The sequence below is a fragment of the Kribbella sp. NPDC043289 genome (assembly GCF_056436705.1).
Genome location: NZ_JBWKCB010000010.1, coordinates 145,259 through 169,402, shown reverse-complemented (window position 1 = coordinate 169,402; position 24,144 = coordinate 145,259). Strand labels below are relative to the sequence as shown.

Here is a 24,144-nt window from a genome sequence, read left to right as displayed (position 1 = left end):
GTACGGGAATCATAATATATGGAACAGACACAACCACGTGACCCACGCCACCGTCGCCGGACCGGCAACGAGATCAAGGGCGCGCTCCGCGACCTCCGGATCCAGCTCGCCCTGCTGAACCACCAGATCGGCGGCAAGCTGGCGCTGAAGGACGTCGACCTCGACTGCCTCGACGTCCTGGCTCGCAGCGGACCGCTCACCCCGAGCGCCCTCGCCCGCCAGGCCGGCCTGCACCCGGCCACGCTGACCGGGATCCTCGACCGCCTCGAACGCGGCGGCTGGATCGCGCGGGATCGCGCGCGGGCGGATCGGCGCAGCGTGACGATCCGCGTGCTGCCCGACCGCGGGATGGAGGTGTTCCGGCTGTACCAGCCGATGATCGGCGCGATGGACGACGTACTCGACGGCTACAGCGAGGACGAGCTCGCGGTGATCGCGGACTTCCTGCAGCGCAGCACCGAGGCCGGCCACCAGGCCAACGGCGAGTTGGCTCAGGAGTAGAGCTCGAGGAGTCTGCGTCCGAGCTCCTGCAGCTCGGCTCGCAGTTCCTGCGGTTCCAGTACTTCGACTGCGGCGCCGAAACGACTGAGCGCGGCCGCCGCGTTCGCGACCGACTCGATCGGGATCGTCGCCACGACGCTCCCGTCCGGCTCCGGCTCGGCCGCGGCGACCGCCTTGACCAGAGCCGGGAACGAGACGTCGTGCATCTTCGCGACCAGCGGCGCCGACACCCGGACGACGGCCTCGCCGGTGAAGCGGACCCGGTCGAAGCCCGCGAGGTGGTCCTGCCAGAACTGGGCGAGGCCGAAGTCCTCGTCGCGCTCGAACACCTCGTCGGTCGGCGTCAGGTCGAGGATGTTGGACACGCGGTACGTACGCAGTCCGCCGGGCGTGGCGGCGACGACGTACCAGCTGCCGTTCTTGAGGACGAGACCGTACGGCTCGAGGATCCGGTCGACCTCGCGGGGTTCCTCCCAGCGGCGGTATCGCACCTTCACGCGGCGGTCGTGGAGGACGGCGTCGGCGACGGCTGACAGGTGGGGCGAGTCCTCGGCGTCCTGGTACCAGGCGGGGAGGTCGAGGTGGAAGCGGTTCTTCAGCCGGCCGGCGCGGTCGCGTTGGTCGGGCGCGAGGGCGGCGAGCAGCTTGAGTTCGGCCGCGCTGGTCTCGGCGGTGAGGCCGAGGGCTGCTGCCGCGCCAGGCATCCCGACGAGGAACAGGGCGGCCGCTTCCTGTTGCGTCAGTCCGGTCAGGCGAGTGCGGTACCCCTCGACCAGTCGGTATCCGCCGGCGCGGCCCTGGTCGGCGTACACCGGAACCCCCGCCGCGGCGAGCGCCTCGACGTCGCGGTAAATCGTGCGCAGCGACACCTCGAGCTCATCGGCGAGCTCGCGCGCGGTCAGTTGCCGGCGCGTCTGCAGCAACAGCAGGATCGACAGCAGCCGGCTAGAACGCATACTCCGAGGTTAATCCCGATCGCTGCCATGATCTGTCAGGTTTTGCTCGCACGCTGGGCGGTATGACGACTTGGAGCAAGGTCACCGGCGACTTCGACTTCCTGAACGGGTACTTCGACGTCCACCACCGCACCCTGAAGAAGGCCTTCGCCGACTGCGACGAGTGGCTCGAGTACGACGGCACCACGACGGCGCACACGTACTTCGACGGCCAGATCAGCATCGACGAGATGCGCTTCCCGACGAAAGGCTCGTACGGGCTGTCGCTGCGGATCTTCGACCCGGAGGCCCGGCAGTGGAGCATCTGGTGGGTCAACAGCACCACGATGGAGCTCTACCCGCCGGTGCGTGGGGGCTGGAGTGCTGACGGTTCTCATTGCCGGCTGGTCGGGGAGGACACGCTGGACGGGGAGCCGATCCTGTGCAGCTACGAGTGGTCGGACATCACGCCCGACACCGCGCATTGGGAGCAGGCGTACTCCAACGACGGCGGCGCGACGTGGGAGACCAACTGGATCATGGACTTCACCCGCCGCTCCACTCCCCCGCCCGTGCTGGACATCCCGAAGATGACCGACGACTTCGACTTCCTCGTCGGACGCTGGTCCTTCCACAACCGCCGTCGCCGCCCGGTTCTCGGGGAGCCCTTCGTGTGGCACGAGTTCGACGCGGAACTGGAAGCGACCACGTACTTCGACGGCGCGATCAGCGTCGACGAAGGCTGGTACCCGACCGAAGGCTTCCGCGGCGCGACCTTCCGCCTCTACAACCCCGAGGCGAAAACCTGGTCCATCCACTGGATCAACAGCCAACGCGGCCACCTCGAAACCCCCGTCATCGGCACCTTCACCGCCGAAACCGGCACCTTCGAAGGCCCCGACGAACTAGACGGCCGGCCCATCGACGTCCGCTTCCTCTGGACCCGAGGCACCAACAAGGCGTCCTGGACCCAATCCTTCTCCACCAACAACGGCCATTCCTGGACCGACAACTGGCAAATGACCCACACCCGCCAGCACTAACCCACGCGCCCTGTGGCGACGCGACCCCGGACCTGAACACCGAGGCCCGACGGGAACGGCTGACGATTCGCGCGGAACCTCGGACACCCTTTGAGGACTGAGCACAAGCTATTGCCTGTCCGCAGTCATCAGGGCGTATCCGAAGTACCGGTTGCCTGAGGGCTGTGGTGTCGCGACGCCCGAGGGTCTGCGGGACTGCTTGACTCTCTGGTTGGCTGAGACTTGATGATGGCGGGGTGGCTGACGAACTGGTGACGATCGGGACGTTCTCGATGCTGACGGGATTGTCGATCCCGACGCTTCGTCACTATGACGACATCGGTCTGTTGCGGCCGGCCACGGTCGACGCGCGGACGGGATACCGGCGGTACGACGTGTCTCAGGTCGAAACCGCACGACGGGTCGGGCTGCTGCGACAGGCTGATCTACCGACGGAGGCGATCGCCCGGATCCTCGACGGTGACGTCTCCGACGCCCATGAGGTCATCGCGCGGCACCGCTCCGCGCTCCGGCGGCGAACCGAGCAGATCGAGGCCCTGCTGGATCGACTGGAACAGGACCTAGAAGGAGTTCCCCCGCAGATGACATCGGCAACTGATTTCGCGCTGGCGACCATCAACATCGGCGTCGACTCCCCGGAAGCGCTGGACGTCGCGTGCACCTTCTGGGGCGAGCTGCTCGGCGTCCAACTGGAGGACTGGGGCAGCGGGAGCCGACAGGTCGTCCTCGGCGAGGGCGACGCCATCAGCTTCCTCAACGTCCGGGTGCGGTCGGCGGACGAGCCGCAGTACGGACACAGGTCCGCGTTCGGCCTCGGCGTACTCGGTCTCGACGAGGCCCATCGGCGAGCTCTGTCCGCCGGCGCCACCGAGCACTACCCGCCGACAGACGGCGAGAACATGCCCCGCCACTCGCGCTTCGCCGACCCAGTCGGCAACCGCATCGTCCTCTGGGAAAGCGCGAGATGACGCGCACGACCAACTTCAGTCGCCTGCTAGACGAACCTCGGACACCCCTTGGGGACTGGGCAACGGCTATTGCTTGTCCACACTCGCCAGGGCGTATCCGAAGTACCCGGGCGACCGCCAAGCCGTCACCTCGGGCGGCAACCGGCACGCGGCAGCGCCGCCAGCTCGGCGGCCGTCACGGGCCAGTCAGCCTGTGGTGACGCGACCGCCCGAGGCTCGACGGGACTGCTTGACGGTTTGCAGGGAACCTCGGACACCCTTTGAGGACTGGGCACAAGCTATTGCTTGTCCGCAGTCGCCCGGGGGTATCCGAAGTACCCGGGCGACTGCCACCTCGTCGCCTCGGGCGGCGCCGGCTGGGTGCGGGGGCGGCTACGCCAGTTGGCGGACGGCTGCGAGGGTGGAGAGGGCGGCTTGGGTGGCTTCGTAGCCTTTGTCTTCTCGGCTGTCGGGGAGGCCGGCTCGGTCGAGGGCCTGGGGGTCGTTGTCGCAGGTGAGTACGCCGAAGCCGACCGGTACGCCGGTGCTGACGCCGACCTGCATGAGGCCTTCGGTGGCCGCTTGGCAGACGTACTCGAAGTGTGGGGTGTCGCCGCGGATGACCACGCCGAGCGCGACCACCGCGTCGTACCCGGACTTTGCCGCATGCAACGAAGCGACTGGGAGCTCGAAGGAGCCCGGCACGCGTACGACGGTGTACGAAGCGCCGGAGTCCTCGCAGGCCCGTACGGCGCCGGCGAGCAGCCCGTCGGTCACCTTGGGGTGCCACTGGGCCGCGACGATCGCGACCCGGGCGCCTTCGACCCGCGGGACCTCGATGGTGGGTGCTCCACTACCCGACATCAGCCGGCTCCGTTCTCTTCGGTCAGCAGGCCACCAGGCAGGTGGTGACCCATTCGATCGCGCTTGGTGCGCAGGTACCGCAGGTTGTGCTCGGTCGGGTCGATCGAGATCCCGCGCCGCTCGATGACCTCGATGCCGTAGCCCTGCACCCCGGCGAGTTTGTCGGGGTTGTTGGTCAGCAGCCGGGCCTCCTTCACGCCCAGGTCGGCCAGGATCTGCGCCCCGGTCCCGTAGTCGCGAGCGTCCGCCGGCAGCCCGAGATCGAGGTTCGCGTCGACCGTGTCCCGCCCCGCGTCCTGCAACTCGTACGCCTGCAGCTTGTGCAGCAGTCCGATCCCGCGCCCCTCGTGACCGCGCAGGTACACCACCACGCCACCCTCGGCCGCGACCTGCCGCATCGCCTCGTCCAGCTGCGGTCCGCAGTCGCATCGCAGCGATCCGAACACGTCCCCGGTCAGACACTCGGAGTGCAGCCGCACGAGCGTCGGCCCGTTCCCGATCTCACCACGCACCAGCGCGAGCTGCTCCGACCCGTCCACCGTGTTGCGGTAGCCATGCGCCACAAAGTCGCCGTACCGCGTCGGTAGGGTCGTTGTCGCGACGCGCTGGATCTGCGACTCGGTTCGCCGCCGGTACCTGATCAGGTCGTCGATCGACACCAGTACGAGCCCGTGCTCGTCGGCGAAGGCTCGCAGTTCGAGGCCGCGCTTCATCGTCCCGTCGTCGTTCACCATCTCGGAGATCACCGCAGCCGGCGTCAGCCCGGCGATGCGCGCCAGGTCGATCGACGCCTCGGTGTGCCCGGGCCGGACGAGTACGCCGCCCTCGCGAGCACGCAGCGGGAACACGTGCCCCGGCTGTACCAGGTCGTACGGTTCCGAGGCCGAGTCGGCGAGCACCCGGATCGTCCGCGCCCGATCGGCCGCCGAGATACCGGTGCTGATTCCGTCCCGCGCGTCCACGGAGATCGTGTACGCCGTCCGCATCCGCTCCCGGTTGTGCGGTGTCATCAACGGGATGCCGAGCCGGTCCAGCTCCGCACCCTCCATCGGCACACACACCACACCCGAGCTGTACCGGATCAGGAACGCCAGCAGCTCCGGCGTCGCCTTGGAGGCCGCGAAGATCAGGTCGCCCTCGTTCTCGCGGTCCTCGTCGTCGACCACGATCACCGGTCGCCCGGCGCGGATCTCGTCGATCGCGTGCTCGATCGTGTCGAGCTTCAGTACGTCACCCATCTAACCCACCACCACCGGTTCGGGAGTCTGGATCCGCGCACGGTTCTGGATCTTCCACCACGACGCGAACCCGAGGACACAGAACAGCCCGTAGACGACGTACATCGTCGCCGACGGGTAGAACTTGGCTTGCACCAGCAGCGGTACGCCGACAATGTCGACGGCGACCCAGATCAGCCAGAACTCGACGAAACCACGCGCCATCCCGTACGTGGCCAGGATCGACCCGGTCAGGATCCACGCGTCCCACTGCGGACCCCAGGAGCCGAGTTCACGCAGGACGAAGTACGCGATCGCGTAGAGCACGACCGCGATACCGCCGAGCTCGAGCCGCTCGCGGGCGGTCGCCCACCGCGGCTGGACGGCCGCGGCCGCGCCACCGTGGCGGGTCTGGTACCACCGGTACCAGCCGTAGAGGCTGACGATCGCGAAGAACACCTGCCGCCCGGCCTGCCCCCACAGGTCCTTGTCCTGCGGGGTGTCGAAGATCCCGCCGACGAAGACCGTGAACAGCAAGACGTTGCCGACGATGCCGACCGGCCACGCGGACACCAGCCGGCGCATGCCGAACAGCGCGCTGGCCAGACCGAACACGTTGCCGACGATCTCCCGGACCAGCACCGGCGAGCCCGCGATCGTCACCTGCGAGGTGAGCAGCCAGTCGATCGGGTTCACCGGTTGCCTCCGTTGTCCTTCACGTTGCCTCCGGCAAGAAGTCTCTCCACGTACTTCGCGATCACGTCGACCTCGAGGTTGACCGTGTCACCCACCGCGTTCCGCCCGAGCACGGTCAGCTCCAGCGTGGTCGGGATCAGGCTGACCCCGAACGTCCCGGACGCGTCGTCGACGTCGGTCACGGTCAACGACACCCCGTCGATCGCGATCGAGCCCTTCTCGGCGATGTACTTGAGGATCTCCGGCGACGTCGCGATCCGGACGTCCTCCCAGTGCTCCCCCGGCGTCCGGCTCGCGATCGTGCCGACGCCGTCGACGTGGCCTTGGACGATGTGCCCGCCGAGCCGGGCGTGCGCGGTGACGGCCCGCTCGAGGTTGACCGGCGAACCTTTCGCCAGGCCGCCGAGGCTGGTCCGTTGCAGGGACTCGCGCATCACGTCGGCGGTGAACAGACCGTCGCCGTACTCGACGACTGTCAGGCAACAGCCGTTGACCGCGATCGAGTCGCCGTGGCCGGCGTCCGAGGTCACCTTCGGCCCGCGGATGGTGAGCCGTGCGGCGTCGCCGTCCAACAGGTCCAGGGACTCGACGGTGCCGAGTTCTTCGATGATGCCGGTGAACATCTACTTTCCTCCCAGAGGAACCAAGGTCAGCCGGACGTCGTCACCCAGCCGGGTGACGTCCGCTAGCTTGAACCGCCGCAGGTGGTCGATCGATTCCGCGCCGAGGTCGCCGACCGCGGCGAACCCGGAGCCGAGCACGGCCGGAGCGACGTACGCGACGATCTGGTCGACCAGGCCGGCGCGCACGAACGCGGCGGCCAGCGTCGGGCCGCCCTCGAGCCACAGGTGCCGGATGTGCCGGTCGTCCAGCTGCCGCAGCACCTCGGCGGGATCGTGGGTCGGCAGCAGCAACGTCTGCGCGCGGTCGTTGCGGACCCGCGCCGTCTCCGGGATCTCCCGGTCGCCGACAACGACCCGCAACGGCTGCCGGGCCGCGGGTACGTCGTCCTCGTCGCGGACCGTCAGCTCGGGGTCGTCGTCGAGCACGGTCTGGGTGCCGACGGCGATCGCGTCGCACTCCGCCCGGTGCCGGTGCACGTCGGCGCGCGCGATCGGGCCGGTGATCCACTTGCTCGTCCCGTCCGGCGCCGCCGAGCGCCCGTCGAGCGTGGTCGCGAACTTCCAGGTGACGAACGGCCGACCGACCCGGACGCTGTGCAGCCAGACGTGGTTGACCGCCTCGGCCTCGTCCCGCAGAACGCCCTCGACGACCTCGATGTTCTTGTTCCGCAGCTTGTCGGCACCACCGGCCGCGGTCCGGTTCGGATCGGGTACGGCGTACACGACGCGTGCGATCCCGGCCTCGATCAAGGCGTCCGCACACGGACCGGTCCGGCCGGTGTGATTACACGGCTCCAGCGTCACGTACGCCGTCCCGCCGCGGGCGCGCGACGCGGCCATCCGGAGCGCCTCGACCTCGGCATGCGGGCCACCGGCAACGGCATGGAAGCCCTCGCCGACCGGGTGCCCGTCGCTGCCGGTGATCACACAACCGACCACCGGGTTCGGATGGGTGCTGCCGGTCCCCTTCGCGGCCAACTCGACAGCACGCCGCATCCAGGCGACATCAATCGGCGACGCGTTGCTCACTGCTCACTGGTCCCTCGTCGTCACGGACGCACTACCGGGGTCTCGTGACGACCGGCGACCACGCTCCGCCACCCGATCTCGCCGTACGCCGTGTGACGCGCGCACCGCCCGACCGGACGTCAGAGCACACCCGCCGACCGCGTGCGCCTCCCATCCGGACTTTCACCGTCGGTCCTGGAATTCCACCAGGTCAACCGGTCGCCGAACTGCGACGACCGGGTCGCGGACTGTCACCGCCGGCTCGGAATTACACCGACCCCGGAGCACGCGAGTGGGTTCACTCGTGCTTCAAGTATGCCCTCCTCCGCAACCCACACCACGACCCAGGTCACATCGTGGTCGGACCGGAGGACCTCCGCGGGTCTCCTCCGGCTCAGCGGAGCAGGAACCAACTGGCAGCGCCGAGCAGGCCGGCCGCACCGGTGAAACACGTGACCGCGACAACGACCAGCGTCCGCCGCCCCCGGTTGGCCCGCTGCGCCGGCGGAGCCACCGCCTCCGTCGCGGTGCCGGTGGGCGGTCGCTGTGCCGGCGGAGTGACCGCCTCGGTCGCGGTGGAGGCGGGCGGCAGCGGGGGCAGGTGATCGAAGACCTCGGGTGCGTCCGGGTCGTCGGCCCACGGCGTCGTACCGGCGGCCGGGAGCGCGCCGCTGGCGGCGAGCAGACGCCCGGCCGCGCTCGCGGACTCCGGCCTGCCGGACGGATCGCTCGACGTGGTCCGGCGGACGAATTCGCCGAGCGGACCGTCGACCGCCGGCCGGGCGCCGTCCGTGCCCGGCCGTTCACCGGTCAGCAGCTCGACGGCGACGGCGCCGACGGCGTACAGGTCCTGACGTGGGTCCGGGTCCGCGCCGGCCAGCTGCTCGGGCGCCAGGTATCCCGGCGTACCGAGGACGGTGCTGTGCCTGGTCATCCGTGGCTCGTCCAGCACCGCCGCGACGCCGAAGTCCGACAACCGGAGGTGCGGCCATCCCCGGCCCGTCACGTCGAGCAGCAAGTTGGCGGGCTTCACATCGCGGTGGACGACGCCGGCGGCATGCACCGCGGACAGCCCGTGCAACAGCTGATCGAGCAGTACGGCGACGTACGACGACGGCAGCGGCCCGTGGTCTCCGAGCAGTGTCGCGACGGACCCACCGTGCACCAGGTCCATCGCGAACACCACCTTGTCGTCGTCCGCGGCCCACCCGTGCGGAGCGACCACGTGCGGGTGCTCGATCCGCAACGACTGCTCCCGCACGAACCGCAGCAGCGTCGCCGCATCATGCTGCCCGAGCACCTTGGCCGCGACGTACCCCGTGCGCCGCCGGTCCCACGCCCGCCAGACCGATCCCATACCGCCGGTCGCGATCAGATCGATCAGCTGATACCGCCCCGCGAAAGCCTCCACCCACCAGAAACTACCGTCCCGGCGGACCCTGAGGCGGACCCTGGTGCGGACCTTGCGGCGGTCCCTGGGGCGGGTACTGCTGCCACGGCTGCGCGACGGCCGGCTTCTTCCGCAGGCGCAGTACGGCGAAGGCACCGACCAGCACGAGGAGGAGCGCACCGCCACCGAGTCCGGCGATCAGGCCGAGCGGAGCACCGTCATCGGTGTCGGCGCCCTCCTTGACCGGACCGCCTGCCTCGGTCTTGTCACCCGAACCGGGCTCGGCAGGCGTCTCGCTCGTACCCGGCGTCTCACTCGCCGACGGCGTCTCGCTCGCGGTCGGCGTCACCGAGTCGCCCGACACCGGGGTGGCACCGTCGACGTACTGCGGCTTACCGGCGCCGGCCGTCCCCGGCACACCGACGGTCAGCGTCATCGGGACCGTGAACGCCGTGTCGTCGGCCTTCCGGGTCATCGAGACGATGATGTAGTACACGCCAGGCGTCGAGGTACCGGTGTCGGAGTTGTTGGCACCGTCACGGTTCAGGTAGCGGATCTCCTTGGTGGTGATCGCTTGGGTCACGCCCCGCCCGGTCAGCACGCCGCGCTTGCCGCCCGGACCGCCCGGCACCTTCTTGGGGAAGACCGCGAACGCCTCCTCGCCGGTCGGGGAGATGACGGCGGTGTCCAAGTAGCGCAGGCCCACGATCCGCCCAGCCGCCTGGGACAGCTGCGGCACCGTCGCCTGGGCCTGGATCCGCTGGCCCCAGTCGGCCTTGATCTTGTAGATCTGCAGCTCGCCCGGCAGCAGCGTGGTCTTGTAGGTCCCCGGCTGCAGCAGCGGCGCGTCGGGGAAGCTCGAGCCCGGCACGATCTCGCGCGGGTTCGTCACCGGCATCGCGGTCCACGTCGGGTCGTCCGCCCCGGCCGGCAGGCTCGTCGTCGAATCGACCGGCGGCTCCTCGTCGACCCGGAGCTCGAACGGGACGTCCTTGATCTCCCGGAAGTCCTTGCCAGGATCAACCGTCAGCAGCAACTGCTCGGCCTGCGCGCAGGTCTTGTTCGTCTTGTCGTACTTCGCCCAGCTCGACGCCGTGCCGGTCGCAAATCCCTGGTCGCCCTCCTGGATCCGGGGGAAGCTGCGGCCGCAATCCTCCCCGTCGAGGGTCTTCAGCCGCAGCTCGGTCTGGATGACCAAGCTCTTGGCACCGGCGGGCCGCCGGAAGCTGAGCCCCGTACGCAAGGTCGAGCCGGTGATCGTCCGCTTGATCAGGTAGTGCTTGGGCTGGTCGAGCAGGTCGAACTTGTCCGAGTAAAGGCCGGGGGTGACCACCGGGGCAGCCTCCGGCGCCGCGGTCCCCTCGACCGGCGTCCCGGAGATCCGGAACGGGCGGAAGGCACGGGTCGAGAGCCGGCCCAGCCCCTCCTCGAGATCGATCGTCGAGTCGGCGTCGTAGTAGTCGCCGCGCCCCTCGCGGGCGATGCACTGCAGATCCGTCCGCGCCTTGCCCTGCACGCGGAACCCGACGACGTCGATCTTCAGATCGATGCCCTGCTTGGCGATCTCCTTGGCCACCACGCACGGATCCGGCGCACAGGTGGCCTCCCCGTCCGACACCAGCACGATCGTCCGCTGGCCGCTGGGCCCGAGGTCCTTCGCGGCCTGCTGCAGCGCGTACCCAATCGGGGTCTCGCCGAACGGCTTGTACTTCGCGATCGCGGCCAGCAACTGCGGCCGGTTGCCGGTGCCGATCGGGACGGTCAGCTGGGTGTCGGTGCAGGCACCCGGCTGGCTGCGCTTGAACACGGTCGCGCCGTACACCCGCAGACCGACCTGCGCGTTCTCCGGGAGCTTGCCCACCACCTGGGTGAGCGCCGTGCGGGCCGCGACGATCTTGGTCTTGCCGTCGCCGGCCGGTTCCTTCATCGAGCCGGACGAGTCCAGCACCATGACGAGCTTGCCGTCGCCGGCCGGGTCGGGGTCAGCCGCCGCGGTCCCGGTCGTGAGTCCGGACAGGACGCCGATCAGTGTGATGGCGAGGAGTGCCCACACCGCCGGGCGGCGGTGTCTGTGCAGAGCCGTCATCGTTCCTCCAGTGAGATTCGCTGCCGCAAACATTCTCAGTTTGCAATAGCAAATGTCAAGTCGATTCCAGGCTGCAGCGGTACTGGAAATTTGCGATCGCAACTGCGAAGATGATTTGCATCGGTCACGAATGACTGATGGTCGGAGGGAGTGCCGGGATGGACCAGACAGCACACAACCTGCAGCAGCAGATCGAGCTGTACGGCGAGACGCTCGGCGAGGTCGGCCGCCGCGTCGCGCCGCCACTGGGCCTGACCCAGAGCGCCCTCGCGCAGGTGATCGGCCTGTCGGCACCGATGCTGTCCCAGCTGATGAGCGCGCAACGGGTGAAGATCGGGAACCCGGCCGTGGTGGCCCGGTTACGCGCCGTCTCGCAGCTCGCCGACCTGGCCATCGCCGGCGAGATCAACCCCGTGGACATCCCGGCCGAGCTGGACCGGATCCGCGCCGTCACCGGTGCTGTCACTGGGGCCACCACGACGCATCTCCGCCGCGCCTCCGGCGGCCCGGCGGAGGCGGCTCAACCGTCGCCCACGATGCCTTTCGCTGTCCCGAGCGGCCTGGCCGCGGACGCGCCGACTGCTGCCTGGCCGGCGGGCGGCGTACCCCAGGATCCCGCCGCGCCGCTCCCCGCGCGGGTCGTCGTACGACAGCTCCAGGACCTGCTCCGCGACATCGCCTCCGCCGACGAGATCCAGCGCGCCGCCGCGGCCGCGGCCACCGAGTCCCCGGCGATCGCCGAGCTCCTCCTCGCCTACGGCACCGGCAGGACCGCCGACGCCCTGGCCCACTACGAGCAACACCACACCTGATCCACCACCTGCCCGCGCTGAGCGGGGGTCCTGCGGGTCAGGCGGTGCCGGCGGGCGGATGACTGGCCCGGAGGCGAACGAACCGGCGTCGACCCTCGGTATCTCGTGCGCCGATCAACCGACGGCCGCGTTCGCGCACGCCCGTGATCTCGCGGGCCGACGCTGTGTTGTGGGGCCAATGGCGTGTTGTAGCGGGCCAGTGGTTCCACAAAGTGCCAGTGACGCCGGGCGCGTTCGGGGTGAGACGCGTCACGGCCGACTGTTGCCCAGGGCATGGGTTGAGCGTTGATATAGCACAAGGCGAGTGGACATTCGGGGTCGTCTCACGGGTTGTCGGCGCAGGAATTCAAGGGCACGGGGTGGTGTTGTTGCGCCGTGCGGGCGGATCTGCCTGCGTCGGGTGAGTGTGTGAGGAGAACTGTGGTGCGCGGGTTCGGCGCTGTGCGGCGGGTTGTGGGGGTTGTGGGGACGATCGGCCTGCTGGGCGCGATGGTTGCTTGTGGCAGCGACGACGGGAAGGCCGCGGACGGGCCGGATCTGGGGCTGATGAAGGCGGGCACGCTGCGGATCGGGACGCTCACCGACGCGCCGCCGAACGTGTACGTGAAGGACGGCAAGTTCACCGGGTTCGACAACGACCTGATTACCGCGGTCGCGGCGAAGCTGAACCTGAAGCCCGAGTTCGTCGGCACCGACTTCTCCGCGCTGCTCTCGCAGGTGAACGGTGGCCAGTACGACCTCGGCAGCTCGTCGATCACGATCACCGAGGCGCGCAAGAAGACCGTTGCGTTCAGCAACGGCTACGACTTCGGCTACCTCGGGCTGAACACCACCAAGGACTCCGGCATCACGAAGTTCGACCAGCTGCCGGGCAAGCGGGTCGTGGTGGTGCAGGGCACCGTCCAGGACGACTACGCCACCCAGAAGAACCTGAACCCGGTGCGGGTGCCGAACTACAACGCCGCGCTCGGTCAGCTGAAGGCCGGTACGGCGGACGCGTGGGTCTCGCCGGCCGAGATCGGCGAGAAGATGGCGAAGGAGCAGGGCGGCGGCACGGTGGTCCTGGCCGCGAAGGAACTGAGTGACGCGCCGATGGCGTTCGCGGTGGCGAAGAACAACGACAAGCTCCGCGAGGCGGTGAACAAGGCGCTCGACGAGGTGATCGCGGACGGTACCTGGACCAAGCTCGTGGAGCAGTACTACCCGGGTCGCGCCGTACCGGCGAACTTCAAGCCGGGCAGCGGGTCGGCCAAGTTCGCGACGCCCAAAGCCTGATGGACATCTGGTCCACCCTGAGTGACACCTTCCTCGACTGGGGGTCGATGAAGCAAGTCCTGCCCGAGATGCTGAAGGTCGGGCTGGTCAACACTCTGATCCTGGCGGCCGCCTCGGTCGTGCTGGGCACTGTGCTCGGCATGATCGTGGCGGTCCTCGCCCTGTCCACGAAGCCGTGGCTGCGGTGGCCGGCGAAGATCTACACCGACATCTTCCGCGGTCTGCCCGCGATCCTGACCATCCTGCTGATCGGTCAGGGCCTGTCCCCGATCACCCGGCACTGGTGGGGTCCGAACCCCTATCCGCTGGGCATTCTCGCGTTGTCGCTGATCGCCGCGGCGTACATCGGTGAGATCTTCCGTTCTGGCATCCAGAGCGTGGAGAAGGGGCAGCTCGAGGCGGCCCGTGCGCTCGGGTTCAGCTACACCGACGGCATGCGGCTGGTGGTGATCCCGCAAGGGGTACGGCGGGTGCTGCCGGCGCTCGTGAACCAGTTCATCGCGCTCGTGAAGGAGTCCAGCCTGGTCTACTTCCTGGGCCTGCTGGCGAGTCAGCGCGAACTGTTCCGGATCGGCCAGGACGCGGCCGCGACGAACGGCAACCTCTCCCCCTTGCTGCTCGCGGGCATCTTCTACCTGGTGATCACCGTCCCGCTGACCCACCTCGTGAACCACTTCGACAAGCGTTTGCGGGAAGGACGTCCGGCCGAGACCGACGACGTGGAACTGGAGGAGCTCGCGCATGCAAACCGTTGAGGCGGCCAGCCTGGAAGTCGCCGGAGTCGAGCTCGCCTTCGGCACCAACAAGGTCCTGCGCGGCGTGAATCTCGCCGTACCGGCTGGGCAGACCGCGTGTGTGATCGGTCCGTCGGGGTCCGGGAAGTCGACGTTGCTGCGTGCGATCAACCGGCTACTCGAACCGGATGCCGGCGATGTGTTGCTGGGTGGCGAGTCGGTACTGCGGGGCGATCCCGACGTACTGCGGCGGCGGATCGGGATGGTGTTCCAGCACTTCAACCTGTTCCCGCACAAGAGCGTGCTCGACAACATCACGCTGCCGCTGCGCAAGATCAAGAAGCTCGACGCCGACGCCGCGCAGACCACGGCGCGCGCGCAGCTCGAACTGGTCGGCCTTGCGCACAAGGCCGCGGCGCGACCCGGGAACCTGTCCGGCGGCCAGCAACAGCGCGTCGCGATCGCGCGCGCGTTGGCGATGACGCCCGAGGTGATGCTGTTCGACGAGGCGACGTCGGCGCTCGACCCCGAGCTGGTCAAGGGTGTGCTGGCGCTGATGGCGGACCTCGCGCAGGCCGGGATGACGATGGTCGTGGTGACGCACGAGATGGGGTTCGCGCGGGAGGTCGCGGACCAGGTCGCGTTCATGGATCAGGGTGTGGTGGTCGAGTCCGGCGTACCTGAGCAGATCTTCAGTGCCGCCGAGTCGCCGAGGTTACGTCAATTCCTGTCACAAGTGCTCTAGCGTGGTGCTTGTGAGGAAGTGAGCCACCCACCGCCCTGGGGGGAAGATGGCCGTTCGCTTGACGCGTGCGGGAAATCGGGCCGTCGGCCTGGTGATCCTGATGCTGGTGAGTACGGTGATCGGCACCGTCGTGGTGTCGACCGCGAGGTCACCGGCCAAGTCAGCCGTGCCCACTCCCGCCGCGGCGGCTCCGGCGGCCGGTACACCCGGCGCGACCCCCTCGCCGACCAAGACGCCGCTGCCGATGAAGTACGTCGTACTGACGTTCGACGACGGGCCTGACATCGAGTACACCCCGAAGGTGCTCGACGTGCTGGCGCAGTTCGACGCCAAGGCGACCTTCTTCGAGGTCGGGAAGAACGTGGTCAAGCATCCCGAGCTGACCAAACGGATCCACGAAGCCGGCCACAGCGTGCAGAACCACACCTGGGACCACGCCGACCTGCGCAAACTCGGTGCGGCCGCGTTCCAGAAGGAGGTCACGTCGACGGACCAGGCGATCCGGGCGCAGACCGGGACTACGCCTGGATGCCTGAGGCCGCCGTACGGCGGGGTGAGCGCGACCGTCCGGCAACGCGCGCTCGCGATGCACAAGGACCTCGTGGTCTGGACCGTCGACTCCCGCGACTGGACCAAGCCCGGTACGGCGGCGATCGCGCAGCGCGTACTCAAGAACGTCCACAGCGGATCGGTGATCCTGATGCACGACGGCGGCGGCAACCGCACGCAGACGGTCGCGGCACTGCCCGCGATCCTCAAGGCCCTGAAGGCGCAGGGCTACGGCTTCCGCACGCTGACCTGCTAGGCGAGTTTGGACACCAGCGGTACGACGTCGGCGATCGACGCGACGATCCGGGTCGGGCGGTACGGGAACCGCTCGACCTCGTGCTCCCCGGTCGACCCGGACAGTACGAGCACGCTTCGCAGACCCGCTTCGAGACCGCTGATGATGTCCGTGTCCATGCGGTCCCCGATCATGACGCTCGTCTCGGAGTGGGCCTCGATCCGGTTCAGCGCGCTGCGCATCATCAGCGGATTCGGCTTGCCGACGAAGTACGGCGCGACGCCGGTCGCGCGGGTGATCAGCGCCGCCACCGAGCCGGTCGCCGGCAGCGGTCCCTCCTGCGACGGGCCGGTCGGGTCCGGGTTGGTCGCGATGAACCGCGCGCCGTCGGTGATCAGCCGGATGGCCTTGGTGATCGCCTCGAACGAGTACGTCCGGGTCTCACCGAGTACGACGTAGTCCGGGTCGCGTTCGGTCAGTACGTAGCCGATCTCGTGCAGCGCCGTGGTCAGCCCCGCCTCCCCGATCACGTACGCCGAGCCGCCCGGCCGCTGGTCGTCCAGGAACTGGGCGGTGGCGAGCGCGCTGGTCCAGATCGCGCCCTCCGGGATGTCGATACCCGCGGCCAGCAGTCGGGCCCGGAGATCGCGCGGGGTGAAGATCGAGTTGTTGGTCAGCACCAAGAACTTCTTGCCCGACACCTGCAGGGCCGCGATGAACTCGTCGGCCCCGGGGATGGCGCGCTCCTCGTGCACCAGGACGCCGTCCATGTCCGTCAACCAGCTCTCCACCGGTTTGTGCTCGGTCACCCGGCTCATCGTAGTCGGGCCGCCGGAATTGTCGGTGGCCGACGCCAGAATGCACGCATGGAGCTGTCCGGGTATCGGGAGTTGTGGCGTGCGCGTGGCGTGATGGCGCTGTTGGTGTCCTCATTGCTCGCTCGACTACCCATGCTCGCGACGATGGTGCCGATCGCGTTCCTGGCGAAGGACGCGAGCGGCTCGTTCGGCTGGGCCGGTGTCGTCGCAGCTGCCTACTCGGTCGGTACGGCGTTCGCCGGGCCGCTGTGGTCACGAGCGGCCGACCGGCGCGGGCCGCGCGGCGTGCTGCTGGTGACCGGGATCGCGTGGAGCGTCGCATTGCTGGCCATCGCTCTGCTGCCGGCCGGGCTGTATCGCGTGCTTCCCGCGGTCGCGGTGATCGCGGGTGCGCTGGTGCCACCGGTCTCACAGACGCTGCGTGCCGCGTGGCCGCGGGTCGTCGAGGGTCCGACGCTCCGGACGGCGTACTCCGTGGACGCGACGGCGCAGGAGTTGTTGTTCATGGTCGGGCCGATGATCGGGGCGACCGCCGTGAGCGTGGCGAGCCCACGTCTCGGTGTCGTGCTCGCGGCGGCGATGTCAGCGGTCTTCATCTGGTGGTACGCACTGCGACAACCGAAGCCGCTCCCCCACGACGCGCAGACCGCCAGGCCACTGACCGCGCGTCAGTTGCTCTGGCATCGGCACCGGTTGGCGCTGATCCTCGCGTTCGGCCTGTGGATCACGTCGTTCAGCGGGATCTCGCTCGGCATCGTGGCGTTCGCCGACGAGCACGGCCAACGGCTGATCGCCGGGATCTTCGAGGCCGCGTGGGCGTTCGGCAGCCTGGTCGGTGGTGCCGTCGCCGGTGCGTTGCCCGCGCGACGTACGTCGTACGTGTGGCGGCGGGCCGCGCTGGTCGGGTTCGGGATGCTGTTGTGCGTGTTCGCGACCTGGTCACCGCCGTCGCTCGGGATCGCGCTGATGCTGTCGGGGCTGACGTTGGCGCCGGCGATCGGTGCGGTGTACGAGCGGTTGGGTGCGCTGACGCCTGACGGCGCGCGGACCGAGGCGTTCGGGTGGATGAGCAGCGCGGCGACGGCCGGCGGGGCGATCGGGGCCGCGATCTCCGGCGCGCTGATCGAGTCGTTCGGCGTGCGCTACGTATGGTTGCTCGCCGCGGTGCTCGCGGTGCTGGCGACGGTGTTGCTGCTGCGGATCCCGCCGGATCGGGCGGCTCAGCCGGAGCCTGAGTTACCGGCCGCCGGCCTGCTCGGCGAGACCGCGTAGCTTCTCGACCATCGCGTTCGGGTCGTCGGCGGCGTACACGGCCGAGCCGGCCACGAACACGTCGGCGCCGGCCTCGGCGCACCGCTCGATCGTCTCGACCGACACCCCACCGTCGATCTCGATCCACAGGTCCAGACCGTGCTTGTCGAGCAACTCGCGGGTACGCCGGATCTTCGGGACGCAGACGTCGAGGAACTTCTGCCCGCCGAAGCCCGGCTCCACGGTCATGATCAGGATCATGTCGAGCTCGGACAGCAGGTCCTCGTACGGCTCGATCGGGGTCGCGGGCTTGAGCGCCATCGCCGCCCGCGCGCCCTTGGCCCGGATCTCCCGGGCGGTCCGGATCGGCGCCTTGCAGGCCTCGACGTGGAACGTGATGCTCGACGCGCCCGCCTCGGCGTACCCCGGGGCCCAGCGGTCCGGGTCCTCGATCATGAGGTGGCAGTCGAGCGGCGTGTCGGTCGCCTTCGCCAGGGACTCGACCACCGGCATCCCGAGGGTCAGGTTCGGCACGAAGTGGTTGTCCATCACGTCGACGTGCAGCCAGTCCGCGTTCGACACGGCCGTCGCCTCATCGGCCAGCCGCGCGAAGTCGGCGGACAGGATGCTCGGCGCGATCTGAATGCCCATGGCGTCAATCTATCGAGCCCCTGACCGCCCACCATCAGGTGGTCAGCATCACCCACTGCGCGGCTTCTGCCACCGACTCGACGACTTCGGGTCCGGCGGGGAGCTCGGGTCGGCGGATCACGACGACCGGGAGCGAGAGCTGATGGGCCGCCGTGAGTTTGGCGGCCGTGGCGGGTCCGCCGCTGTCCTTCGTGACCAGTACGTCGATCTGGTGGCGCCGCAGCAGCGCGAGCTCGTCCGCCAGCGCGAAGGGCCCGCGGGCAAGGACCAGCGTGCACCAGGTCGGACGAGGCTCGGGCGGATCTACGCAGCGAGCCAGCGTCCAGAGTCCCGTCGTAGCGAAGTCGGCGAGCCCTTGGCGACCGATGGTGAGGAAGACTCGCGACCCGAGTTCCGGAAGCAGGTCGGCCGCAGCGGATGCAGTGTCGACCCACCGCCAGTCGTCCCCCGCTGACGGACTCCACCCAGCGCGCCGAAGCACAACGAGGGGTACGCCGGTCTGCGCAGCGGCGGCTGCCGCGTTGGCAGTCATCTGGGCAGCGAACGGATGCGTGGCGTCGACGACAGCGTCGACAGGGTTCGCACGCAGCCAGGCGATCAGACCGTCGACTCCCCCGAACCCGCCGACCCGCACGTCACCGACCGGATGCACAGCCGCCGCCGTACGACCGGCAAGCGAGGAGAGGACGTCAACGCCTTCGGCGACCAGGAGCTCGGCTAGCTCGCGGGCTTCTCCCGTCCCACCGAGCAGCAAAACCCTCATCGACTACGGGCGACCGAATAGAGGTGGCTGTCCCGGAACGCCGTCGCGCTGAGAACCTTCCCGACGATGATGACGGCGGTACGCCGGATGCTCGCCGCCTTCACCTGATCCGCGATGTCCGCGAGGGTGCCGCGGACGATGAGTTCGTTGTCGCGGGAGGCGTGCGCCACAACGGCGACCGGGCAGTCCGGACCGTAGTTCGGGATGAGTTCGTCCACCACGCGGTCGATCTGCTGCACGGCCAGGTGCAGAACGATCGTCGCCTGCCCGGCGCCGAGCGTGGCGAGGTCTTCGCCGGCCGGCATCGCGCTGGCGCTTCCGCTGATCCGGGTGAGGATGACCGTTTGGCCGACCTCCGGGACGGTCAGTTCGCGACTCAGCGTTGCGGCCGCTGCGGCGTACGCCGGGACTCCGGGAGTCACGTCGTACGGGATGTTGAGGGTGTCGAGGCGGCGCATCTGTTCGGCCATGGCGCTGAAGACCGAGGGGTCGCCGGAGTGCAGGCGGGCGACATCGTGTCCCTCGGCGTGGGCGGAGCTGAGCTCGGCGAGGATCTCGTCGAGGTTCAGGTTCGCCGTGTCGATCTTGCGGGCGCCTGGTGGACAGTGGTCGAGGAGCTCGAGCGGGACGAGCGCACCGGCGTACAGGCAGACCGGTGCGGCGGCGATCAGGTCGCGCCCGCGGACGGTGATCAGGTCGGCCGCGCCCGGTCCGGCGCCGATGAAGTGCACCGTCACTTGGTCACGCTCCAGATGGTCACAGGCATCGCGGGACGCCAGCCGGTCATGGTGCCGACGGCGGAGGCGCGCTGCACCTCGAGGCGAACCAGGTCACCGCCAACAGCCTTGTACCACTGGGCGATCAAGGCCTCGGTCTCCAACGTCACGCCGTTCGCGACCAGCCGACCGCCGGGGCGAAGGGCACTCCAGCAGGCGTCGAACATGCCCGCGGCGGTTGCTCCACCACCGATGAAGATCGCATCCGGGCTCTCGAGACCGGCAAGGGCGGCCGGGGCCGGGCCAACAATCGTCGTGACCGGTACGCCGAGGTTGGCGGCGTTGCGGTCCAGGCGTTCGGCTCGACCGGGATCGCGTTCGACCGCGATGGCCCGGCAGGCCGGGTGGTGACGGGACCACTCGATCGCGATGCTGCCCGCGCCGCCGCCGATGTCCCAGAGCAGTTGCCCAGGCACCGGCGCCAACCGGGAGAGCGTGACGGCGCGTACTTCGCGCTTCGTGAGCTGACCGTCGTTCTCATACGCGTCGTCGGGGAGTCCGGGGACGGTGGACACCACCGGCGCGTCCGGCGCGCACTGGATGCCGATCACGTTCAGGGGGTCGACGTCGTCGGACCAGTCGGCTGCCGCGGTGGAACGGATGCGTTGGGTTGGTCCGCTGAGCTGCTCGAGGACGGTGAACTCGCTGGGCCCGTAGCCGCGGGCAACCAACAGTTGAGCGACGTCGGCCGGTGTTTGCGCTCCCCGGCTGAGGACGAGCAGCCGCCGTCCGGGCTGGAGGTGCGGGTGCAGCCGCTCGACCGGGTTGCTCACCAGGCTGACCACCTGCACCTGGTCCTGCGCCCAGCCGAGTCGCGCACAAGCCAGCGAGACGCTCGACGGGTGCGGAATGACGCGTACGGCGTCGGCGCCGAGCAGGCGAACCAGCGTCGTACCGATGCCGTGGAACGTGGGGTCGCCGCTCGCGAGAACGCAGATCCGGCGGTCGCGGTGCTCCTCCAGCAATCGGGGCAGAGCGTCCGACAAGGGCGACGGCCAGGCCAGCCGCTTCGGCTCGCGACCGTCCGCGACAGGGGTTGGGAGGAGCGCCAGTTGACGCGTGCTGCCGAGCAAGACCTCGGCGGTCTGGACGGCGATGCGGGCGGCGTCGGCGAGGCCCGCCCAGCCGTCGGCACCGATGCCGACGACGGTGATCGGGTCAGCCGGCATTGCCGAGCACCTTGGTGATGGTGATCTCGAGAACCACTCGCTGCGGGTTGACGCGGGGTTCCTTGTAGCGCTTGGCGTAGCGGCGTTCGGCGTCCCGCACCCGGGCGGGATCGTCGCTGACCACCGCGCGGCCCTCGATGCTGCTCCAGCGCCGCCCGTCCACCTGGGTGACGGACACCGATGCCTCCCCCAGTCGGCGGATGGTCCGAGCCTTGTACGACGTCCCGGAGCAGATCACCCGCACGAGTCCCGCCTCGACGTCCAGGGTCGCCCCGACCGGGGTGGCGTGGACGGTCCCGTCGGGACGGACCGTGCTCAGCACGCACAGATGCCGCTCGGTCCAGAACTCGATCAGCTGCTCACTCAACACCCCAGGATCGTAGACAAGCCGCCCCGCCCGGTGAGGTGCCGGGCGGGGCGGAGGCGCTGGACCCCTCAGACCAGCGCGATCAGGGTCAGCCGATGTCGCGGCGCCGGAACGTCGCGAAGCCGGCAACGGTGAGCGCCGCGGCGATCGCGGTCAGCCAGATGACCGGAGCGGCGGAGAAGTCACCACCGGGCAGCCGAGGCGTGTGGCCGTACGGGCTGAGGTCGATCATCCACTGCGGCAGATTGAAGATCTCCCCGAACTGACCGATCAGCAGGAACACGCCGTAGAGGACCCAGCCCCCGGAGACGAGCTTCGGAGCCATGCCGAACAGGATCACGACCAGCGCGGTCACGAGCCAGATCGCCGGCAGCTGTACGGCGGCCGCCGCGAGCATCCGCGGTACCTGACGACCCATGTTGCCGAGTGACGCACCGCTCGAGACACCCGAACCCAGTCCGGCCACCAGGATGAGCGCAGCCGTACCTAGTAGTGCCATCAGCACGTGACTGGCGAGCCACTGCGCCCGTGAGACACCTGTCGCGAGCAGAGGCTCGGCGCGGAGCGCAGTCTCCTCCGAGCGCAGCCGCAGCGCGGCCTGGATGCCGAACGCCGACGCGAGCAGACCAACCATGCCCATCTCGGTCGCCAGGAACGCGTCGGTGATGCCCTCGACACCACCGAGCTTCTGCACCATCTCCTTGGCGCTCTGGCTGCTGACGAACCCGTCCACGTTGCTGGCGATGTTGCCGACCAGCAGACCGAGCAGCAGGAACGCGAAACCCCAGCCGTACAAGGAGCCTCGGTGCAACCGCCACGCCAGCGCCAGCGGTGACCGCAGCCCCGCCGACGCCCGCGCCGGACCGGGACGTGGACGCACCAGACCGGCACCGACGTCACGCCGACGGATCAGTGCGATCGCGGCAGCAACCATTACGCCGAGGAACGCCAGCGGCACCAGCAGTACGACGAACCGGTCGCCCGCGTACGCACGGACCTGCTGCGACCACCCGACCGGCGACAGCCACGACACCCATTGGGTGCTCCCGTCTGCGGACGAGTCGCCGATTGCCCGCAGTACGTACGCCACGCCCAGCACGACCGCTGTGAGCCCGTTGGCAGCCCGTGCGCTCTCGGTGACCTGTGCAGTCACCGCACCGACGCCTGCGAAGGCCAGACCGGTCGCGGCCCACATCAGTCCAAAGGCGAACGAGCCTGTCGTGTCCAGTCCGCTCCCGATCAGGGCCAGTGCCGTCACCAGGCCGAGCACGATGACAGTCCCCGCCGAGACGATCAGTGCGGCCGCCAGAGCGGCGTACCGACCGAGCACTCCGGCGCTCAGCAACTCCAGACGGCCGTTCTCCTCCTCGGTCCGGGTGTGCCGGACCACGAGGATCCCGGCGAGCAGGCCGACCAGTACGGCACCGAACGCGGTGAGCTTGAACAGCGAGACCTCCCCGAGCGAGGACTCGTCGAAGATCCGGCCGTACAGCGAGACCAGGGCGGGTGACGCGTTCGACGTCTTCGCCGCTTCGGCCAGCGACTTCGGATCGGAGTACAGGCTGATGGACGCCTTGGCCGACCCGGCCGCCGACATCACGAACACGAGGATCCAGACCGGGATCAGGAGCCGGTCCCGGCGCAGCGCGAGCCGCACCAGCGTCCCGGTGCCGACGAAGTCGTTCATCGCACAGCCGCCTCAGGCTCAGCCGGTACGTCGTCCTCGTAGTGCCGCAGGAACAGCTCTTCCAGCGTGGGCGGCTGCGCGACCAGACTCTTGATGCCGCTCGCGGACAGCTGCCGCATCACCGCATCGAGCTGTGCGGTGTCCACCTCGCACCGCACCCGGTTGCCTTCGACATCGAGATCGTGAACTCCGGGCAGCTGCGCCAGACCGTTCACCGCACCGGACAGCTCCGCGTGGATCGACGTACGGGTCAGGTGGCGCAGGTCGGACAGTGTGCCCGTCTCGACCACCTTGCCGCGGCGGATGATGCTGACGCGGTCGCACAGCGCCTCGACCTCGGAGAGGATGTGGCTGGACAGCAGCACGGTGCGGTCGCGCTGGCGCTCCTCCTCGATGCACTGCCGGAACACCTCCTCCATCAGCGGGTCCAGGCCGGAGGTCGGCTCGTCCAGGATCAGCAGCTCGACATCCGACGCCAGCGCGGCGACCAATGCGACCTTCTGGCGGTTGCCCTTGGAGTACGTCCGGCCCTTCTTGGTCGGGTCGAGGTCGAACCGGCGCAGCAGCTCGTCACGCTTCTTCTCGTCCAGCCCACCGCGGAGCCGGCCGAGCAGGTCGATCACCTCGCCACCGGTCAGGTTCGGCCATAGGTTCACGTCACCCGGCACGTAGGCCAGCCGCCGGTGCAGCTTGGCCGCGTCGTGCCACGGGTCACCGCCGAGCAGCGAGACATCACCGGCGTCACCGCGCAGCAGTCCGAGCAGGACGCGGATGGTGGTGGACTTCCCGGCACCGTTCGGGCCGAGAAAGCCATGCACCTCACCGGTCGCGACGTCGAGGTCGAGGCCGTCGAGGGCGTGCGTACTTCCGTACGACTTGTGCAGTCCAGAGACCACGATGGCTGATGTCATGATTCATAACGTACACTTCATTCAGAAGATTGTGAATCTTGCTAACACGTTTCTCACCTGTCAGGTAACCGAGCGACCCAGAGGGGATGAT

General features: G+C 69.0%; 25 protein-coding genes and 1 riboswitch. Of the genes, 9 read left to right on the top strand and 16 right to left on the bottom strand.

From position 1 onward, the window contains the following. Positions 1-18: 18 nt before the first annotated feature. On the top strand, positions 19-501 hold the full coding sequence (locus AC0662_RS38235) for a MarR family transcriptional regulator (protein ID WP_452200121.1): 483 nt from the start codon (positions 19-21) through the stop codon (positions 499-501). Here the strand turns inward: AC0662_RS38235 and AC0662_RS38230 are convergent. Beyond that, entirely contained in the window at positions 492-1,457 is a 966-nt protein-coding gene (locus tag AC0662_RS38230; RefSeq protein ID WP_478306806.1) for a helix-turn-helix transcriptional regulator, read from the bottom strand. The genes AC0662_RS38235 and AC0662_RS38230 overlap by 10 nt on opposite strands. 62 nt (positions 1,458-1,519) lie before the next feature. Between AC0662_RS38230 and AC0662_RS38225 the strand changes: the two genes are divergently transcribed. Both AC0662_RS38225 and AC0662_RS38220 read left to right on the top strand, forming a co-directional pair. Beyond that, positions 1,520-2,479, top strand: coding sequence for a hypothetical protein (locus tag AC0662_RS38225; protein ID WP_478306804.1), 960 nt, complete (start codon positions 1,520-1,522; stop codon positions 2,477-2,479). Between the two features lie 236 nt (positions 2,480-2,715). Continuing rightward, on the top strand, positions 2,716-3,447 hold the full coding sequence (locus tag AC0662_RS38220) for a MerR family transcriptional regulator (protein ID WP_478306802.1): 732 nt from the start codon (positions 2,716-2,718) through the stop codon (positions 3,445-3,447). 372 nt (positions 3,448-3,819) lie between these two features. Here the strand turns inward: AC0662_RS38220 and ribH are convergent, their stop codons facing one another. The 7 genes from ribH to AC0662_RS38185 form a co-directional block, all read right to left on the bottom strand. Then, on the bottom strand, positions 3,820-4,290 hold the full coding sequence (ribH, locus tag AC0662_RS38215; protein ID WP_452200113.1) for a 6,7-dimethyl-8-ribityllumazine synthase: 471 nt from the start codon (positions 4,288-4,290) through the stop codon (positions 3,820-3,822). After that, positions 4,290-5,528, bottom strand: coding sequence for a bifunctional 3,4-dihydroxy-2-butanone-4-phosphate synthase/GTP cyclohydrolase II (locus tag AC0662_RS38210; protein WP_452200112.1), 1,239 nt, complete (start codon positions 5,526-5,528; stop codon positions 4,290-4,292). The genes ribH and AC0662_RS38210 overlap by 1 nt, the downstream gene beginning before the upstream one ends. Continuing rightward, the gene (pnuC, locus tag AC0662_RS38205; protein WP_452200110.1) at positions 5,529-6,203 is read right to left on the bottom strand and encodes a nicotinamide riboside transporter PnuC; all 675 of its coding nucleotides are present in this window, start codon (positions 6,201-6,203) and stop codon (positions 5,529-5,531) included. Then, positions 6,200-6,826, bottom strand: a complete 627-nt coding sequence (locus tag AC0662_RS38200) for a riboflavin synthase (protein ID WP_478306799.1) — start codon at positions 6,824-6,826, stop codon at positions 6,200-6,202. Before AC0662_RS38200 ends, pnuC begins: the two co-directional genes overlap by 4 nt. Next, on the bottom strand, positions 6,827-7,855 hold the full coding sequence (gene ribD, locus AC0662_RS38195) for a bifunctional diaminohydroxyphosphoribosylaminopyrimidine deaminase/5-amino-6-(5-phosphoribosylamino)uracil reductase RibD (RefSeq protein WP_478306797.1): 1,029 nt from the start codon (positions 7,853-7,855) through the stop codon (positions 6,827-6,829). A gap of 138 nt (positions 7,856-7,993) precedes the next feature. Next, positions 7,994-8,125, bottom strand: a riboswitch (FMN riboswitch). Between the two features lie 103 nt (positions 8,126-8,228). Next, positions 8,229-9,245 (bottom strand): serine/threonine-protein kinase, encoded by a 1,017-nt coding sequence (locus AC0662_RS38190; RefSeq protein ID WP_478306795.1) that lies wholly within the window; start codon positions 9,243-9,245, stop codon positions 8,229-8,231. A gap of 10 nt (positions 9,246-9,255) precedes the next feature. Further along, a complete protein-coding gene (locus AC0662_RS38185; RefSeq protein ID WP_478306793.1) occupies positions 9,256-11,310 on the bottom strand; it encodes a vWA domain-containing protein in 2,055 nt (684 codons plus the stop codon). A gap of 158 nt (positions 11,311-11,468) precedes the next feature. Here AC0662_RS38185 and AC0662_RS38180 point away from each other — a divergent pair, with 158 nt between their 5' ends. The 5 genes from AC0662_RS38180 (at position 11,469) to AC0662_RS38160 (ending at position 15,681) form a co-directional block, all read left to right on the top strand. Beyond that, positions 11,469-12,122 (top strand): DNA-binding protein, encoded by a 654-nt coding sequence (locus AC0662_RS38180; protein ID WP_478306791.1) that lies wholly within the window; start codon positions 11,469-11,471, stop codon positions 12,120-12,122. Between the two features lie 408 nt (positions 12,123-12,530). Then, positions 12,531-13,397 (top strand): substrate-binding periplasmic protein, encoded by an 867-nt coding sequence (locus AC0662_RS38175; RefSeq protein ID WP_478306789.1) that lies wholly within the window; start codon positions 12,531-12,533, stop codon positions 13,395-13,397. Between the two features lie 47 nt (positions 13,398-13,444). Beyond that, positions 13,445-14,152 (top strand): amino acid ABC transporter permease, encoded by a 708-nt coding sequence (locus AC0662_RS38170; protein WP_452200098.1) that lies wholly within the window; start codon positions 13,445-13,447, stop codon positions 14,150-14,152. Next, complete coding sequence (locus tag AC0662_RS38165; protein ID WP_478306787.1) at positions 14,139-14,876, top strand: amino acid ABC transporter ATP-binding protein; 738 nt, start codon at positions 14,139-14,141, stop codon at positions 14,874-14,876. Before AC0662_RS38170 ends, AC0662_RS38165 begins: the two co-directional genes overlap by 14 nt. A 46-nt stretch (positions 14,877-14,922) precedes the next feature. Continuing rightward, positions 14,923-15,681, top strand: coding sequence for a polysaccharide deacetylase family protein (locus AC0662_RS38160; RefSeq protein WP_478306785.1), 759 nt, complete (start codon positions 14,923-14,925; stop codon positions 15,679-15,681). Here the strand turns inward: AC0662_RS38160 and AC0662_RS38155 are convergent. After that, positions 15,678-16,478, bottom strand: coding sequence for an HAD-IIA family hydrolase (locus AC0662_RS38155; protein WP_452200092.1), 801 nt, complete (start codon positions 16,476-16,478; stop codon positions 15,678-15,680). The two genes, AC0662_RS38160 and AC0662_RS38155, sit on opposite strands and share 4 nt — an antisense overlap. A gap of 48 nt (positions 16,479-16,526) precedes the next feature. On the opposite strand from AC0662_RS38155, the gene AC0662_RS38150 reads away from it, so the two are divergent. Next, on the top strand, positions 16,527-17,750 hold the full coding sequence (locus tag AC0662_RS38150; RefSeq protein ID WP_478306782.1) for an MFS transporter: 1,224 nt from the start codon (positions 16,527-16,529) through the stop codon (positions 17,748-17,750). Here the strand turns inward: AC0662_RS38150 and rpe are convergent. From rpe to AC0662_RS38115, 7 genes are all read right to left on the bottom strand, one after another. Continuing rightward, complete coding sequence (gene rpe, locus AC0662_RS38145; RefSeq protein WP_478306780.1) at positions 17,715-18,380, bottom strand: ribulose-phosphate 3-epimerase; 666 nt, start codon at positions 18,378-18,380, stop codon at positions 17,715-17,717. The genes AC0662_RS38150 and rpe overlap by 36 nt on opposite strands. A 34-nt stretch (positions 18,381-18,414) precedes the next feature. Beyond that, complete coding sequence (locus AC0662_RS38140) at positions 18,415-19,143, bottom strand: cobalt-precorrin-6A reductase (RefSeq protein ID WP_478306778.1); 729 nt, start codon at positions 19,141-19,143, stop codon at positions 18,415-18,417. Next, complete coding sequence (gene cobM, locus AC0662_RS38135; protein WP_452200084.1) at positions 19,140-19,880, bottom strand: precorrin-4 C(11)-methyltransferase; 741 nt, start codon at positions 19,878-19,880, stop codon at positions 19,140-19,142. Before cobM ends, AC0662_RS38140 begins: the two co-directional genes overlap by 4 nt. Next, complete coding sequence (cbiE, locus tag AC0662_RS38130) at positions 19,877-21,088, bottom strand: precorrin-6y C5,15-methyltransferase (decarboxylating) subunit CbiE (protein ID WP_478306775.1); 1,212 nt, start codon at positions 21,086-21,088, stop codon at positions 19,877-19,879. The genes cobM and cbiE overlap by 4 nt, the downstream gene beginning before the upstream one ends. Beyond that, entirely contained in the window at positions 21,078-21,458 is a 381-nt protein-coding gene (locus AC0662_RS38125; protein ID WP_452200080.1) for a PPOX class F420-dependent oxidoreductase, read from the bottom strand. The genes cbiE and AC0662_RS38125 overlap by 11 nt, the downstream gene beginning before the upstream one ends. 85 nt (positions 21,459-21,543) lie before the next feature. Then, a complete protein-coding gene (locus AC0662_RS38120) occupies positions 21,544-23,142 on the bottom strand; it encodes an ABC transporter permease (RefSeq protein WP_478306773.1) in 1,599 nt (532 codons plus the stop codon). After that, complete coding sequence (locus AC0662_RS38115; RefSeq protein ID WP_452200076.1) at positions 23,139-24,053, bottom strand: ABC transporter ATP-binding protein; 915 nt, start codon at positions 24,051-24,053, stop codon at positions 23,139-23,141. Before AC0662_RS38115 ends, AC0662_RS38120 begins: the two co-directional genes overlap by 4 nt. Positions 24,054-24,144 lie beyond the last annotated feature (91 nt).

Bases quoted from the DNA above. Each gene is read 5' to 3' on its own strand.
- AC0662_RS38235 (WP_452200121.1), top strand. From the start codon at position 19: ATGGAACAGACACAACCACGTGACCCACGCCACCGTCGCCGGACCGGC.
- AC0662_RS38230 (WP_478306806.1), bottom strand. From the start codon at position 1,457: ATGCGTTCTAGCCGGCTGCTGTCGATCCTGCTGTTGCTGCAGACGCGC.
- AC0662_RS38225 (WP_478306804.1), top strand. From the start codon at position 1,520: ATGACGACTTGGAGCAAGGTCACCGGCGACTTCGACTTCCTGAACGGG.
- ribH (WP_452200113.1), bottom strand. From the start codon at position 4,290: ATGTCGGGTAGTGGAGCACCCACCATCGAGGTCCCGCGGGTCGAAGGC.
- AC0662_RS38210 (WP_452200112.1), bottom strand. From the start codon at position 5,528: ATGGGTGACGTACTGAAGCTCGACACGATCGAGCACGCGATCGACGAG.
- AC0662_RS38200 (WP_478306799.1), bottom strand. From the start codon at position 6,826: ATGTTCACCGGCATCATCGAAGAACTCGGCACCGTCGAGTCCCTGGAC.
- AC0662_RS38185 (WP_478306793.1), bottom strand. From the start codon at position 11,310: ATGACGGCTCTGCACAGACACCGCCGCCCGGCGGTGTGGGCACTCCTC.
- AC0662_RS38180 (WP_478306791.1), top strand. From the start codon at position 11,469: ATGGACCAGACAGCACACAACCTGCAGCAGCAGATCGAGCTGTACGGC.
- AC0662_RS38170 (WP_452200098.1), top strand. From the start codon at position 13,445: ATGAAGCAAGTCCTGCCCGAGATGCTGAAGGTCGGGCTGGTCAACACT.
- AC0662_RS38165 (WP_478306787.1), top strand. From the start codon at position 14,139: ATGCAAACCGTTGAGGCGGCCAGCCTGGAAGTCGCCGGAGTCGAGCTC.
- AC0662_RS38160 (WP_478306785.1), top strand. From the start codon at position 14,923: ATGGCCGTTCGCTTGACGCGTGCGGGAAATCGGGCCGTCGGCCTGGTG.
- AC0662_RS38155 (WP_452200092.1), bottom strand. From the start codon at position 16,478: ATGAGCCGGGTGACCGAGCACAAACCGGTGGAGAGCTGGTTGACGGAC.
- AC0662_RS38150 (WP_478306782.1), top strand. From the start codon at position 16,527: ATGGAGCTGTCCGGGTATCGGGAGTTGTGGCGTGCGCGTGGCGTGATG.
- rpe (WP_478306780.1), bottom strand. From the start codon at position 18,380: ATGGGCATTCAGATCGCGCCGAGCATCCTGTCCGCCGACTTCGCGCGG.
- AC0662_RS38140 (WP_478306778.1), bottom strand. From the start codon at position 19,143: ATGAGGGTTTTGCTGCTCGGTGGGACGGGAGAAGCCCGCGAGCTAGCC.
- cbiE (WP_478306775.1), bottom strand. From the start codon at position 21,088: ATGCCGGCTGACCCGATCACCGTCGTCGGCATCGGTGCCGACGGCTGG.
- AC0662_RS38120 (WP_478306773.1), bottom strand. From the start codon at position 23,142: ATGAACGACTTCGTCGGCACCGGGACGCTGGTGCGGCTCGCGCTGCGC.
- AC0662_RS38115 (WP_452200076.1), bottom strand. From the start codon at position 24,053: ATGACATCAGCCATCGTGGTCTCTGGACTGCACAAGTCGTACGGAAGT.